Origin of the sequence: [Clostridium] aminophilum, assembly GCF_900101295.1 — a bacterium.
Classification (GTDB): Bacteria; Bacillota; Clostridia; order Lachnospirales; family Lachnospiraceae; genus Clostridium_R; species Clostridium_R aminophilum_A.
Genome location: NZ_FOIL01000003.1, coordinates 92187 through 107318, shown reverse-complemented (window position 1 = coordinate 107318; position 15132 = coordinate 92187). Strand labels below are relative to the sequence as shown.

13 protein-coding genes and 1 CRISPR repeat array are annotated in these 15132 nt (G+C 40.7%); all 13 genes read right to left on the bottom strand.

Annotated elements, in window-relative coordinates; all coding sequences use genetic code 11:
• Window positions 1-7 precede the first annotated feature (7 nt).
• Entirely contained in the window at window positions 8-805 is a 798-nt protein-coding gene (locus BMW41_RS01745) for a YveK family protein (protein WP_083378723.1), read from the bottom strand.
• A 44-nt stretch (window positions 806-849) separates the two neighbouring features.
• Window positions 850-1575, bottom strand: coding sequence for a CpsB/CapC family capsule biosynthesis tyrosine phosphatase (locus tag BMW41_RS01740; protein WP_074648312.1), 726 nt, complete (start codon window positions 1573-1575; stop codon window positions 850-852).
• Window positions 1576-1880: 305 nt separating this feature from the next.
• The gene (locus BMW41_RS01735) at window positions 1881-2480 is read right to left on the bottom strand and encodes a hypothetical protein (RefSeq protein WP_074648310.1); all 600 of its coding nucleotides are present in this window, start codon (window positions 2478-2480) and stop codon (window positions 1881-1883) included.
• Window positions 2481-2660: 180 nt separating this feature from the next.
• Window positions 2661-3950, bottom strand: coding sequence for an LCP family protein (locus tag BMW41_RS01730; RefSeq protein WP_074648308.1), 1290 nt, complete (start codon window positions 3948-3950; stop codon window positions 2661-2663).
• A 117-nt stretch (window positions 3951-4067) separates the two neighbouring features.
• A complete protein-coding gene (locus BMW41_RS01725; RefSeq protein ID WP_242870272.1) occupies window positions 4068-5621 on the bottom strand; it encodes a sugar transferase in 1554 nt (517 codons plus the stop codon).
• 334 nt (window positions 5622-5955) lie between these two features.
• Window positions 5956-7263, bottom strand: coding sequence for a type III-A CRISPR-associated CARF protein Csm6 (csm6, locus tag BMW41_RS01720; RefSeq protein WP_074648305.1), 1308 nt, complete (start codon window positions 7261-7263; stop codon window positions 5956-5958).
• A 10-nt stretch (window positions 7264-7273) separates the two neighbouring features.
• Complete coding sequence (gene cas2, locus BMW41_RS01715; RefSeq protein ID WP_074648303.1) at window positions 7274-7594, bottom strand: CRISPR-associated endonuclease Cas2; 321 nt, start codon at window positions 7592-7594, stop codon at window positions 7274-7276.
• Between the two features lie 4 nt (window positions 7595-7598).
• Window positions 7599-8600: a CRISPR-associated endonuclease Cas1 gene (cas1, locus tag BMW41_RS01710; RefSeq protein ID WP_074648301.1), complete on the bottom strand. Its 1002-nt coding sequence runs from the start codon at window positions 8598-8600 to the stop codon at window positions 7599-7601.
• A gap of 48 nt (window positions 8601-8648) precedes the next feature.
• Window positions 8649-9531: direct repeats of the CRISPR family, unit length 35 nt; unit sequence GTTTCCATCTCCTTTCGGAGAATCTATTCCTAAAT.
• A 140-nt stretch (window positions 9532-9671) separates the two neighbouring features.
• Window positions 9672-10772, bottom strand: a complete 1101-nt coding sequence (csm5, locus tag BMW41_RS01705) for a type III-A CRISPR-associated RAMP protein Csm5 (protein ID WP_074648299.1) — start codon at window positions 10770-10772, stop codon at window positions 9672-9674.
• 92 nt (window positions 10773-10864) lie between these two features.
• Window positions 10865-11692: a type III-A CRISPR-associated RAMP protein Csm4 gene (gene csm4 / locus BMW41_RS01700; RefSeq protein ID WP_083378720.1), complete on the bottom strand. Its 828-nt coding sequence runs from the start codon at window positions 11690-11692 to the stop codon at window positions 10865-10867.
• A gap of 15 nt (window positions 11693-11707) precedes the next feature.
• Complete coding sequence (csm3, locus tag BMW41_RS01695; protein WP_074648298.1) at window positions 11708-12373, bottom strand: type III-A CRISPR-associated RAMP protein Csm3; 666 nt, start codon at window positions 12371-12373, stop codon at window positions 11708-11710.
• An 11-nt stretch (window positions 12374-12384) separates the two neighbouring features.
• Window positions 12385-12780 (bottom strand): type III-A CRISPR-associated protein Csm2, encoded by a 396-nt coding sequence (gene csm2, locus BMW41_RS01690; protein ID WP_074648296.1) that lies wholly within the window; start codon window positions 12778-12780, stop codon window positions 12385-12387.
• Complete coding sequence (cas10, locus tag BMW41_RS01685; protein ID WP_074648293.1) at window positions 12777-15131, bottom strand: type III-A CRISPR-associated protein Cas10/Csm1; 2355 nt, start codon at window positions 15129-15131, stop codon at window positions 12777-12779. The genes csm2 and cas10 overlap by 4 nt, the downstream gene beginning before the upstream one ends.
• Window position 15132: the final 1 nt, after the last annotated feature.

The window sequence follows — 15132 nt, the reverse complement described above, 5'->3', positions numbered from 1 at the left end:
AAGATCCTTACTTTTGTTTTTTTCTGTAAGCATAATTATATTGTTCCGCCTTCCTGGCCGCCTCCGGGTCCCTTTCCGGGATTGCCGCAAGAACCGGAAGCTTGAAGTAATTCTCGATATCATCCTCCGTTCTTATGGTGTCATTTGTCATGGTTGAAATGACGATGAATCCGGCCGTGATCATGAAGAATACCGCCGCCATGATCACGGCATTTCTCCCATTCTGAGGGCCTGTCTTCTGGTGCGGAATCTCACCATATTCGATAATCTTCGGCGGATCCTGTTCCATGATGTCCGCGATATAGTCGGAAGCACATTCCGAAACCGCATCCGTAAGCTGCTTCGCTCTGGTTGGATCCGTATCCAGCACCGAGATATTTAAAACACGGGTATTCTGTGGATTTTCAAGAGTGATCTTACGCCTCAGATCAAGATAATCCATGTCCTCGATATTTAATTTCTTAATGGCATTTTCCATGACGGTTCTGGAGGTGACCAGAACCTTATAATCAGCGGTAAGCTGGGAACCGATCTGAAGGTCCGTCAGGGACGTAATGGTGGTTTCCTTGCTCATAACGTAGATAATGGAAGTGCTGGTATAAGTGGGCGTCAGCACGAACCTGGAAATCGAATATCCGATTCCGCCTCCCAGCGCCAGCGCCAGGATAAGAATCAGAACCCTTTTCTTCAGTTCAAAAAATATCTGACCGAAATCAATCTCATCATCTTGATCGTCGTCCAGAGTATTGATGGTAAATAAGTTGTCTGGTGGAAATAAATTGTTATTGTTATTAGTATCTGGCATAGGTTCCTCACAATTGTCAGGGTGTAAGGGGCATGAAAGATTGTCTATCGATCGATCTCGTTATCTTCCGTCATCTTCATGGCATTCCCGAAAAGGATCGCATTCGCATAATCCCTGTCAAGGTTATCGGAAATCCATTTCAGAGCATCCGTTATCACCGGAGGTCTCGTGTCCGCACGGTGCATATCCGTACCCAAAAAATGAACTTCTTTTCGTTTCAGGGCCTTCCGCACAAACCTGGTTTCTCCGTCAAAGACTGCGGAAAGTCCTTTTCTGCCGATGGGTTCGGTGGAAAGCTGTATGTATGCCCCGAGACCGATGATCTCGTCAAGACCGTTTTCTCTCAGCCCCCTGAATCTTTCTGCATGCGCTATGACGGGAAGGTATCCTGCGTTTCTTATGTTGCGAACACATTTCAGAATGGTTTTATAGCTTTCCATGGGATAAAACTCGATAAGGGTATATCTGCTGCCCGCAAGAGTAAGTATCTCCCCGTTTTTCAGGCGTTCCGCCATACTGTCAAAATACAGGACTTCATTACCGGCATATAATCTGACTGAAATCCCGGCCTTCTTTACTGCTTTCTCAATACTGGAAAGCTTTTCCTTTATTCGAACAGGATCGCCTGGACATTCAGGATAATAGTGGGGTGTCGCTATGATATCGGTCGCCCCCTGCCGGACGTCAGAACGGATAAGTTCTACCGATTCCTCCATATCCCGGGAGCCGTCATCGATATGGTAGATGATGTGGGAGTGTATGTCGAACATCTCGATTCTCCTTTTCTGTGATCCCGGCCCTGTATCTGACCAAAAGCAAAGATGCAGGTGTCTTCCGGATTATGTTTGGATACAGGTCTGCAGGCTCCGAAAACTGCATCAAAACATAATTTTGCAAGGGTTCCACCGGCGGCGGCGTTTCCTGATGCCTTACGCCGGAAAATCCCTTGCGCACATTATACTATTATGAAAGTACGAAAGGCAGTAGACCCGGTCTGCTGCCTTTCCGATCCATGATCTTGATAAAATTTGCGCGGTTATATGTAACCTCTTGAGCAGACGGTATTATGGAATTCTCAACCTACAATCACACCCTCGCTGTTGAATGTGACTGTCTTTCCGTCGATGACATGAGTTCCTGTGTAGAAGTAACCCTGTGCATTTACGTAGTGAAGAACAAGATTACCGTTTGCGTCGAAAGCCCAATAGGTTGCATCTGCACCTGTCGCTAACGGACCCTCTGTTTCCGGATTGACGAAGAATCCCTGAGAAACACCGTTCTCCGTGATAACGCAGATCGAATTCTTGCAGATAACTTCTCCGTTCGGTCCAACATTGGCTCCGCCCGTTGTGGTTCGAAGCATAACATGCTGTGTGCCGTTGCGGATGGACTCCGACTGATTAAGGGTTGTCCCGTCATTACCAATGACAGTTACTGTCACCTCTACGCCATTCTCTATGTACTTATTCTGTGTGACATTCTCCGAAAGTTTAAATGGTGTAGCTGTAATTACTTCTGTGTTTGTGGCGCTGGCAGGTGGATTGCCGGCGTCGTCGTCCGACGAGTTGTCCTCATAACCTCTGTTGTTTGTGCTAGATCCCGCAGCAAATGCAGCTGTGGAACTGCAGAGTGCGAGTCCTGCGATAAGTGCCATTACCATAAGTTTTTTTCTCATAGGTATATGCCTCCTTAAAATCATGCACCAAGGTACTTCCGCAGTACATATCCCTACTCACAGTACCCTTTATATTTAGTAATTTTACATCTTATCGCGTATTTTTACAATAATTATTGTGAAAATAACATTCTACTACACTATTTTTATATATTCGATGCCAAAAAATTGTCTTTCATGTCACATTTGTCTGAAGAAAGTATCCAATACCAGCTGATCCACCTGCTCATAATCCGGCCAGAATTCATCTTTTTCTTCTTCATGATTTACCAGATTCTCACCTTCCAAGGTGGAAAAATCCTTATCGCTTAAAGGTTCTCCGCTCAGCACGGCATCCATGGCGATCTTAAGATAGGTGCCTTTTTTCATGTTTGTCACGATATTGTCTTCTATGAGCGAAAACATTCCCGGGATTACATCGGAGTCTCTTTTCGCAAGCTTCGTAATCTTGTGATCAAAGGCCATGACATACTGACGATGTCTTGACATACGGGTCATGGCCGTAAAATCCACCGTGATATCTCTTCTTCTCACAAACTTTTCCGCCTGATCGCCCTTCAGAAGCACAGTGGCTCCCTTTACAAACGCGGGATCCGCAGCCTCCAGATCATCATCCTCGATGGTAACTTCCACGCCGCCCACGTAATTGTTAAGCTTATTGATGATATCAATGGACCCTGCCATGTAGCCATCGATCTTTAAGCCGCCCAGAACTCCGGAAACCGCATCCATAGCGTATTTTCCTGATTTTTCGTGGTTGTCCCCATACATCCATGCCCTGGTCAGATGGTCAACCGCCGTGCCAACGGGATCTGAATTTTTATCCGTCACGGTAATGGCGGTCATGGTATCACGGGGAATCTGGATGATATGTACCCGATTCTTCGCCGTATTCTCTGCCACCAGGAAGATTCCGTCAGAGAGACCGATTTCACTGATGTCTCTGTCGATCTGTAAGGAGCCCTTGTTATCTACGCCGAGGAACAGCCAGGCTTTCACCGCTGTATTTCTCTTGTAGTGCACTCCGTTATAAAAGAGTTCCTTCTCCCCGAAAAGCTTCGGTCTTTCCGAGGTCTCCTGTCCGTTCACCGTATAGATGAGGGCTCCATCCTCTGCCTTTTTACACTTTATATCCGGGACTCCTCCCCCGGTCAGCACTCCATCGGATCGCACCGTATTGATCAAGCGATCCATGTCAACGCCTTCAAGGCCTACATTTCCGTTTTCATCCACGGTCATCCCTGCCGCCTTCAGCCGATCGTTCATTTCCTCTGCCGGGATGTTCTCCGGGGTCCCGGCTGTGTACGCCGCATTCTTTTCATTCGCCGCTTCCACTGCTTTTCTCAGCTTGTATTCGTTATAAAACCATACGGAAGAAACCACCGCCGCAAGCACTATGATTCCCGCAAATATGGTTACGGGCTTACCGGGCCTGTGTTTTTTTCTGCCTTTACCGTGATCGTACTCCATTTCCTTACCTTTCCTTATCCTTTATTTGCCTATAACGCAAAAAAGCAGACACCCTGAACTCATTCCGGCGACGGAATGAAAAATCACAGGTGCCTGCTTTCACGGCGAGTCAGGAACTTACATTGCTCCCTTTCGTTCGATCACCACCCATATCGTCTTAAACAGTATTTTTATATCCAATCCCTGGCGCCAGTTCTCGATATACTGTTTGTCGAGAGCCACCACCTGATCAAAATCGGTTATCTTGGATCTGCCGCTTACCTGCCACAAGCCGGTTATGCCCGGTTTCGTAGACATTCTGGCGCGATGTTCGGGTTTATAACGTTTCCACTCATCAAGAGTCGGCGGTCTGGTTCCCACCAGTGACATTTCACCCTTTAATACATTGAAGAACTGAGGAAATTCATCGATCGACATGTCACGGATGAAATTCCCGATCCCCTTATGGATCCTGCCGTTTTCGTCCTTATAGCACCCTATGATTCGCGGGTCGTAATCAAGTTTGAACATATAACCATCCTTGATACGGTTCTGTGCCATAAGTTCCTTTTTCCGTTCCTCCGCATCCGGGTACATGGACCTGAATTTATACATATAGAACATTCGGCCATTCTTTCCTACGCGTTTTTGCTTGAAAAATATCGGACCGGGAGAATGGATGTATATGATGGGACCAACAATGACCGCAAGAAAAACGGTTATAACCGAACCCACAATTCCTCCGAAGATATCCATCACCCTTTTAAACATCAGTGCATACGCGGACGCGTCACCGATGCTGTTGGTGATAACATTATACTCTCCGATCCTCTCGATGGTCTGATGACGCCCTTTGATTTTAGTCATCTCGGGAACGCACACATGAACGGTGATGCCCATATCAATGATGGCATCCACGATATCCTCCTGCCTTTCAAGGGATTCCGGAATGTCCAGCAATATCTCATCCACCCAGTTTGTAAGCAGATATTCAATGAGCGAATCCTTATCTGCCACAACCTGAAGTCCTATTGCAAAACTTTTGCTCTCCGGCAGTACACTGCCGCCATTTTCTGTTATGGCATCGTAGACAGACTGTGTTTTGCCGGTTCCGTCAAATACCACAACGGCTGAAACAAAGCGGTTTCCATATTCGTTTCTGGCAACACGGTTAATGATCTCACTTACATTTTCAAGACCCGTAAGGATGACAAGGGAGCTGCTTCTTTGGGAAACCGGTTTATTTTTCAGTTTTTCTTTCCACAATAAGCGCACGCTGTATGCCAAAACAATATCGATCAGAATCATATAGAGAATGTTCAATCGGGAAATGATCGCTGCATGGTGTACCGCAAAAAGGTAAAATACCGTAACACCAAGAACAATACTGAGATGCTGCAGCATCTTGACAAATTCAGCATAGATACCTCTCTTTAACACATGATGAAATGAATTGAAAGAGGATGCTACGACAAGGTCTACCAATACCAGCACCAAACACATATTAATGTAGACTCTGTCCGATATTGTAAAGAATCTGCCGTGTCGGATGTAGTATCCCAATATAAAGGATAGATCCAGACATAGGATGTCAAGCACGATAAAATCCAGATGCTTAAGCCAGCCATTTACTTTTCGTCTATACATTATTTCCCACCCCCTTATATGGTCAGGTCTTAAAACTCCCCACACCGAAAAAGACGTGCAGAGTGTAAAAACCCAACCACCAAATGTTCTTTCCCATGATCATTCTATGCGTTTATTTTTCAAATAGCAACAGAAATAAATCATATCTTTGTTTTCTTCTGATAATTTTCGATCATTTTGAGAAAGAATACTGGCTATTTAGGGGGGGGGCAATGAATAATTCCGTCTCAATAACAGAGGCGATTACTATTCCAGAATATTTTGCATATACATAAAAAAGAATTATCGATCAAAGGCTTTACAAGCACATCATTTATGTGAATTCCTTACCGCTAAACATTCCCGAATATGCAGTTCTTTTATGTCATGCATTTTTTCTTTAAATTTTACTAATAATAAAATCATTCATATCATCATATGCATCCCAATATTCGGAACGAATATTCAAATTTGTATACTTGAACACTTCTTTCACAAGATTCATAACCTGTTGCGAGGAATATCCAGTCGTATCTTTAATCATTTTCTCTGTAACAGATACAACCTCATGTGCCGCTATATTTCTTACTTCCTGCTCAACTTGTCGAAGCGATTCTACAATATTTATTACTTTTTCATTATGACATTTGTTTTCAATAATCTTAAGAATATGAATGGATGACACTGCCTTATAATCAAAACTGCTAAACGAGCTGATCAGAATGCTTTCAACCTCCGTCCCACACAGCAGACTGGGGCTCCATCTTGGAACTCTGTTCTTTACTTCAACATATTTTCGGATATTTATCCCACATTCCTTATACAAAACCATTTCAAATAGATCTGCTAAAATAGGCGAAAGTGCTCGAACAAAATCCCCATATTCACCACGACGCCGCTTAATATCCAAAGCCAGTGCATATTCAAAATATTTTCTTGCATCATCGCCCTTAACAGGGAATCCACTCATTTGGTATTGATTTACCTGCGCATTCAAATCTCGATTATCCAATTGCAGTCTTGCACAAGCAATCTTTAACAATGCTAAGTAAGACTTTGTAGCTTCTTCCGGCAAAAGTTCCGCTGCGGACAAAGCAGCTTTATAATCATATTCACGGACTAATTGTTTAATTATTTCTGTTTGCTTTATATTTGAAAGGCTTGGGCAATAGACAATCTTACATCGATTCTCTGAATCGGGAAGATTATCCTCGTTCAATTCCCATAACATTTCTACATCATATTCTTTATGACTATGTTCGTTTAGACTCTTGGTCGGAGTTATAACCTGAACTGTCTTACAGTATAATTCTCCAAGTGTAATTAGAACCAAAAGTCCGCTCTTTATCGCAGGAGTCCCGGATGAAATATTTACCAATATCTCAGCATCCCCTGCATTTCTAATTATTTCTGACAAACACCCTTTAAAATCATCATAGAAATAATTAAAATCCTGGACATTAACCAATTCAGGGCGTTCGATTTCATGAATTATTATTTCTCTGTTTTGACTCTCTGCCAATTTATTAATACAATATCGATATCGATCATCCTGGTTTTGGAATTCCAGCATCTCCTTTGACATATAAAGATACACTTCATCCGGCTTATACCATCTGCAAATATGTAAAAGCGATCCATCATGCAAATTATTCAATGAAATCGGATCTGTACCGCCTACCGCCGAAAACAAGATTGTCTTTCCCATTCTCATTCTCCTATAATATGATTAAATCATCTTGGGTCTTGTTATCATCTTTTCCCCACTTATAAACGAGGTTCTGCCCTGAAATTCTATATACTCTTATTGTGTCCATTGAACCACAAAATTTTGGAATTTCATTCAAAAGATTTTCAAATTTTCGAGTCGATATTTTTACTTCAAATCCAGATTTTTGGATTCTGTTTCCATACCCCTCCAAAATTTTTGCAAACTTTGTTCTCTTTCGATTGTCTACAATATCGTAAATCACCAAAGCATAAATTTTTTTGGAATCTGATGTTTGTCCCTCTCCAAAGAAATAATCTTCTCGTTCCATTATTTCACCTGATTTGAATTGGATTATACAAGGAAGCGTCCACGCATTCGATTGAGCGAACAAGCGAAGAAATCTGATATGCGATTGCATTCCTAAAATTTACGGGGAAATCAACCTGATTAAGATATCTCGTTTTCGTTTTCATCTTTTCATCCAGTTTTCTAATATATTTTATCAAGCATTGTTTTGTCAAAAAACATCCCGCATTATCGTCCTCAAATATGAAATCGTCTTTGTGCAGTTCATGTCCGTTAATCAGACTCATCGCAAGAGAGTCAATCAAAACCGCCCGCCATTCTTCCATTAAATCACTCGCCAATGTTGGGTGATGCTCTGCATCACGATGTAAAAATCCAAAAAATGGGTTCAATCCATGGTTTTCAATCTCCGCATATAAATCATTCATCAAAATAGAATATCCTAAACTGATTAGAGAATTAAATTCATCCCTTGGCGGTCGCTTTGAACGTCCTTTAAATCTGAATTCTGATTCAATACAATAACTTAACCTCTCAAAATAGGATCTTGCCGCACTTCCTTCATATCCCATCATTTCAGATATTGTACTTACCTGCAAAACTTTTTTTCTACTATTTTGCATATTAAAGATTTCTTCGTCCACACAAATTGACCTACTCTTTGCATATCTTCTCAAAACAGTAATCTGATTTGCTATTTTTACATTAATAATTTTTCGACTCAAGTCTATGGCAAATTGTGATTCATATAATGCTGCCTGCTTCCGTTGCAATTCAGCTTTTACATGACCCGTAGACATTAGTCTTCCAAAATATCGTCCTCCCTTAGAGAAAAAGGATACATGTATTCCCTTTGTCATGCATGTTTCCATACACTGTGTAGATAGTTGCCCCTTTCCCAACAAGATAATGCACTCTACAGTTTCTACGGGCAACGATTCCAGCAAACCATTCTTATATTTTATATTGATACGATTATTCTCAGCAGTTAACATTGCACCATTTTCTGTAATATATACCTCACTCATATTATAACCTCAAATTATATGGGTCTACCATGATTTGCAATTTAAACAACGTCCATCTCCTCTCGGAGAATCTATTCCTAAATGAAGAACGGGCAGAGGTTGAGTTCTACTGCAAACACGTTTCCATCTCCTTTCGGAGAATCTATTCCTAAATTGGTGGGATGTCTACATGTATCTGAACGGAGCATTGTTTCCATCTCCTTTCGGAGAATCTATTCCTAAATTGTAACTACAGTAGCAACCGTGCTTTGCATGAATCTCGTTTCCATCTCCCTTCGGAGAATCTATTCCTAAATGCGCAGACAGCTTGCGGAGTGGCTGAAAGAATTAAAGTTTCCATCTCCTTTCGGAGAATCTATTCCTAAATCTGATGTGAAATCTGCAAAAGATAATAAGATCACAGCTGTTTCCATCTCCTTTCGGAGAATCTATTCCTAAATAGGAAATGAAAGAGTTCATGAGCACAAGCATCCCGCAGTTTCCATCTCCTTTCGGAGAATCTATTCCTAAATTGTGTTCGACTAAAAACGACTATAAACCGTGATGAAGTTTCCATCTCCTTTCGGAGAATCTATTCCTAAATAAATACTCGTAATGCTCATTAAGTTTTACAATATGCAGTTTCCATCTCCTTTCGGAGAATCTATTCCTAAATTCAGATAGAGAAAAGGGCAACAATGACAGTTAAAGTTTCCATCTCCTTTCGGAGAATCTATTCCTAAATCATTTTGGTTGTTGTGTTTATTTTTTATGCACTGGTTTCCATCTCCTTTCGGAGAATCTATTCCTAAATTAAAAAAAGTTGTTTCAATGGGTTGACAATATAGCGTTTCCATCTCCTTTCGGAGAATCTATTCCTAAATTCAGCACTTGAGTATGACTGTTTGGGCGAAAGTGTTTCCATCTCCTTTCGGAGAATCTATTCCTAAATCCCATCCTCTGATCCCCTGATAAAATCGTGGTTCAGATATCGATTTGCGTGGCAAAACTGCAAACAGCCTATAGAGATAAACGCCGGATGCCCAAAAATCGTTGTAAAGCCCGTATTTTTAGGCATCGCGGCAAAATCCATCAACAAAACCGCCATCTGCATTCGCCCATATGAAACATTTTTCCATAATAATATGTCATTTTAAGTATATGTGGTGAAACCCCGATCTGCCTATCCAAATTATGCTTATGGTTTCTTGGCACTTTTGTCGCACCGAAAACATTCACTGTCACATCAATCCCATTTTGCTTCCCAAACAACGGATATATCACTGTTTTTGATACAAAACCTGTTCCGCCTCCCAAATAAACAGAATCCGGTTTTCCTGGCGTGAACTTCGGAAAGACATTGCGAAACATCTCATTATAATTCTTGTTAAAAAACCTTATTGCGTTGATAATATCTTCTTTACCATACGGGCAAAGCAAAGAATCAATGGTCATTTTGAAATGAATTTTCGTGCCCGGTTTGATGCATTCTCTTAAAAGATTCAAATGTTTCTCTTCTCCATCCACATGATACTCCACCCGCTGACAAAGAACCAGGTCGTCAAGATTAAGCGGCTGCGAATCACTTATAACTAATCCAGACAGCACATCGTTGACAGAATCGTCTTTTTTTTCCTTATTTCTTCCTAGCTTATGAAACGCTGTCGCTTCAATATCTTTTGCTTCTTTCCTCAATAATGTGTTCCGATTGCCTCCTCGATAAAGAGAATCTCGAATTTTCTCTTTGTTGGTCACATATTGATTGTCATGTAAGGCAATCTCTGATGCCAAGAGAATCGTTCTGAGCATACCCTTTATGGAACTTCCGGGGATATAAGGAAGTCCATATGGATCCTTTACAAATTCCATTACTGCTGCCGGTTTTCCACGCTCCAGCGAAGTATCTGACTGCCTTATCCTATATTTTATACAATCAGACACATCATCTATACGAATGCTGTTTTCTCTTAAAAATCGAAAAAGATCTTTCCTAACATCATCCAAAAAGAACGATTCAAACCGGTTCCGAAGACCTTTTTTTTCAAAAAAAGAAAAAAGACGCGGGATGTCCATTATCTTAATTTCATCATTTCCAAACAAGTATTCTTTTTTATTCAGTTCGTATCCTGAGCCGATGAACAATGGTCCGATCGTTTCCAATTCTACATCATATTCTCTCAAGTACTCTTTCATGAACTATACTCCTATAAAGACCGGTTTCCCGTATTTATATACCGGATGCTTTCCTCCTGATGATACATCGAATACATCACCACAGAATTTTTTTAAAAAACCGACCCCGCAGCAAACATATACAAATCTCTTTTCCTCATATATTGATCGGAATAATCTGCAGAATCTACAAATCCGCTTCTCTTTTCCAATATATACGATGCATTCTCAATGCAGGAGTCCAATTCTGCATCCTTCGGCAAACCTATAGATAATGATACATATCTATCCGTTTTTCTTTCAAGTAACGTTCTTATGTCCTCAGGTATTTTGCCAAAAAAAATCTCAAATCTTCCCAAACCGGCCGACCGCTTTCCGCCCAACCCCGAGAATGATAATCGATCAAGTAATTTATAGAATAAATCTCTAATCTCTTTTTTTTCATAGCCAAAAAGAATATATAATCCTGCTTTATCCGAAAACCGGTAGGATCCTACTCTATAAGGCATTGCTTCTTCCAATCCCCGAATAGCCACGTGAGTATTCGACTCGTGATGCCCGATTTTCTTTTCAAGATTTAGTTCTTTTTCCGGATCGAGGTTTCCCCGAATAAAATCATCCCACATAGACATAGCTACATATTGTATTCTTTTGAACTGTTTCTTTTTCACCGAAGAACCGTCGTCATCCACGCGAAATTGAAGCATAGGTTTCGGAAGAAAAAACTCATTACTCACAAACGGAAACCCATCCGACATAAGAAGCTGACCATTTTTTACATACTCAAAAAATTCATCAAACAAATGGGCCGATTTCAGGGCCTCAATACACAGTGCTGAAAAAAGAGTGTCGGCGGAAAATGTCACATTTGACTTTTCCAATGACTTATCTCCAAAATGCACTCCATACGGAAACCTCAATTTAAAAATCTCATATTCCATATCGTCATCCTATCCTTAGGTAAGATTCTGAGTGAGAATCTCATTACATTTGGACATCAATGAATCTTCGACATTACCTACCACCACTTCAGCCGCAATGTCTGTAAATTTCACTTTTCCATATCCTCTGGATCCATTTCCGCCCAGATAATCATATTGAAGAAGTTTAAATCCTTCTGCAAGAGTCTCCATGTCTTCGATAAAATCATCTTCCTTTTCGTATTCGTACATAATATCCAATTCAAACTCAGAACCTCGTACAGCCCTTTCAATCTGCCGTGGATTAGCAACTGCAGTGGCACGATTGATTGTATTCTCAAATTTTACTTCGGTCATGCTCTGTAGTCCAAGCTTACGAAGTTCGGATTCATTCGCTAAAACCATATCAGAAAACAAAAGCCTGCTCTTTCTAACGTCACCTTTTTTTGCAGATCCAAAAAGCCTGGTGATTCTTTCATGATCGTCATCCGGTCTCACTGCAAACATTTCATTATATTCCTTGGCAAGAAGCGTCCTCATTTTTCCTTTAAGTGACGATCCCGGAATCATTGGCAATTTGGTCTGAACGTCCCTAAAAATAGGAGAATCTACCGCGCCGATAGCAGCAAAGGCAGAAGAACCGCCAATATGCATACCTGTCTCAACTCGCAAGCAACCTGTGATTTGAATTTTACTGTACATCTACTCGCCTCCTAATCGTTTCCGCCATAAAACTTATGAAATGCAACCAACGCTTCCATATAGTGATTAAACAAAATGTAATTCGACTTATTCCCGTCGATTTCCTTTAATACATCAAGTATTTTCGCTTCTAAAACAAAATTTTTAACGGTAGGCTCTCTGCCACATTCATATACAAATCTCATTCGTAGATATTCAATTCTTCCAGCCAGCTCTGAATTCAGCTTTTCGCTGTTAAGAATTAAAACATTATTATAAATATCAGCAGACATGGATAACAGATTTCGTATCTTCGATGTCTTCACCATAGGATCAGGACGTCCTGTTTTTGGATTGATCTTGTTTTTTAGTCTCTTTATCGCATTTTCCGCTTCATCGACATAATTTGTATCATTGATGATCTTCAATTTTCTTCCTCCCCTCTGTGCAGATAAACATATAACTCAATAGCTGTTTTTAACTCCCTTCGATCCATCTCATTGTTGATCCACTGCAACATATTCTTTGAAAACCGCGTGAACATTTCTTTCTGTTCATCATCAGTTTTGTCTCCATTTTTCTCCGGTTCAAGTCTGGTCAGCGTATAAACAAAACGGGCGAAATTAATCGGCTCGTCCTGTTTTCTCACAAGCTCAAGTATTCTGTAAAGCAGCGCATTTCCATGCTGGTTTTCTACAGAAGCAAGATACGTCGTTATCTCAGTCAGTTTTTCACCAATTACTTTTTCCTTGAACTCATTCCATTTATACGTTCCGTCACTGATCTTGTCGTGGAAACAGCCATCTTCTAAAAGAGTTACCGCATTCTTATTTGGAAGTTCTTTCGAATGATCAACCATATCTTCTACTTCAATCGCACTGACGCTGATCGGATACGTATCGTCATACAAACCGATGCCGGCAGAAAGACTTAACGTTCCTTCTGAGAACTTTTCAAATCCATCTCGCAAATCAATCGCAAACTCAATGATTTCATTCCACGCACCCACCACAAAAACGTCATCGCCACCTGAATAAACAATCGTGATATTTCGGTGATCTTTTTGGTTTCCTTCAAAAGAAAAGGAAGGATTTTGCAAAATTTTATTGATATGCAGTTTAAAAAACAATGATAGTTGCCTTGACAGTGTCGCCGTCCTTGAAATGGTCATATACTTATCATTATTTTCCGTATTTTTAAATCCCGAGACAAATGCATGACCAAGATTATCGACATCCGCTCTGAGAATTCCTACTCTCTTAATCCCCTTCGATGACTCCGCAAACTCTTCAAAAGTAGCTTTGGCCGTATAATTCCCAATCCATAGTTTTGTTGCCACGTGCTTACCGGTAAACGATTTATTTTTACTGTAAGTTCTGACATAATTGGGATCGTTCTGCATTCTTTTTTTCAAAGAATCCTCTGTATCGACTATCAAAGAATATCCCCCCGGCAAAGGAAGGCCACTCTCCATTTCACCGTATTCAACTGTATAGAAATCAGAATACAGAACTTTTGCTGAGAACTTTTGAAGAGCATTGCAAGTCGAACAGAGACCATCTTGATCAGTATGTGCTACCTTTTTGCATACTGAACATTCTCTTGTGTAATCATCATGTATCTGAGAATTAAGCATCCGGATTGTCTTAGCATCATATCGGTTCATTTTTCGATTTGAAATACTCTTCGACACATTACGAAATATCTGCTCATAGCTTCCGTGCGGATGATTCTTCAAATTGAAGGCAGAACATGCGCTAAACCCTCCCGCCATATATAAATCGGTCTGAAAGTTCTCAAGGAACCATTTATTTGTTTCCTCTAAATATTTTTCAAAAATATTTTTGCACTCATCTGTATTTGGAAGAATGAGATAACAATGACCGCCTCCAGCATAGAGCAAATTACATCTGGAAAGCCCCAATTCGATTAAAAGCTCATCGATAATATGTTCCATCGTAATTTCCAAATAGAACGATCTTGCACGAAGAGTTCTCAATGCATTTTTACTCTGTATAGTATAAATAAATTTCTGAATCCCTGAAATATCCAGACTTGCAATCAGAAAAGCATTTTTCTCCATAAATGCCTTCTCATTTTTTAAACAGGCTTCTTTAAATGAACTATTCTCTTCCAAATCCAGATATTTTACAATTGCATTCGCAATCGCCGCCGTTAGCTTTAAATGGTCAAAAAGAGAGATATCCGGCACTTCAGCAGCGGAGGTAGAAGAAGGCACGAACGATAGGTTGGCCTCCATAACCTCCAAAAGCGAATTCACATATTCAACTGATAACTCAATGCCCTTTAGGTTATCGGACAAATTATAAACAATATTCCGATACTGCTCTTTTGTGAAGCACTTCTTTTCATCAGTAGGATAGTTAATGTCTTTTTCTACATTGATGTGTGATGGGGAATAATACGCCTTACCATTGTTTTTGTTTAACAGATTAAAAACAGGCTGTAGCGGCGTGTGTAACTCAAATCCTTTCCCCTCCTCCATCTTTTCCCTTCGATCAACGGAAGAAGCAATGTTATCGGCAATATAAACCACATATGCCAAGGAGTTATCGTCAATTCTTGCTCCACTGAGTGCTCTGCCATGATGAAAGCGAACACAATTCAAGATTTCCATATCTTTAATCTTGATTTCATTTTTCAAAAAATCATATCCACTTTCGCTGTGAGTTCGTCCATCTGTCCCGTCTCGATAGATGACCTTTCCGATATCATGAAGAAGAGCACCGATTACCACTTGTAAATCCCTGTCTGTCACC

Bases quoted from the DNA above. Each gene is read 5' to 3' on its own strand.
- cas1 (WP_074648301.1), bottom strand. From the start codon at position 8,600: ATGAGTGAGGTATATATTACAGAAAATGGTGCAATGTTAACTGCTGAG.
- BMW41_RS01730 (WP_074648308.1), bottom strand. From the start codon at position 3,950: ATGGAGTACGATCACGGTAAAGGCAGAAAAAAACACAGGCCCGGTAAG.
- BMW41_RS01745 (WP_083378723.1), bottom strand. From the start codon at position 805: ATGCCAGATACTAATAACAATAACAATTTATTTCCACCAGACAACTTA.
- csm5 (WP_074648299.1), bottom strand. From the start codon at position 10,772: ATGAAAGAGTACTTGAGAGAATATGATGTAGAATTGGAAACGATCGGA.
- BMW41_RS01740 (WP_074648312.1), bottom strand. From the start codon at position 1,575: ATGTTCGACATACACTCCCACATCATCTACCATATCGATGACGGCTCC.
- BMW41_RS01735 (WP_074648310.1), bottom strand. From the start codon at position 2,480: ATGAGAAAAAAACTTATGGTAATGGCACTTATCGCAGGACTCGCACTC.
- csm6 (WP_074648305.1), bottom strand. From the start codon at position 7,263: ATGGGAAAGACAATCTTGTTTTCGGCGGTAGGCGGTACAGATCCGATT.
- csm3 (WP_074648298.1), bottom strand. From the start codon at position 12,373: ATGTACAGTAAAATTCAAATCACAGGTTGCTTGCGAGTTGAGACAGGT.
- cas2 (WP_074648303.1), bottom strand. From the start codon at position 7,594: ATGGAACGAGAAGATTATTTCTTTGGAGAGGGACAAACATCAGATTCC.
- csm4 (WP_083378720.1), bottom strand. From the start codon at position 11,692: ATGGAATATGAGATTTTTAAATTGAGGTTTCCGTATGGAGTGCATTTT.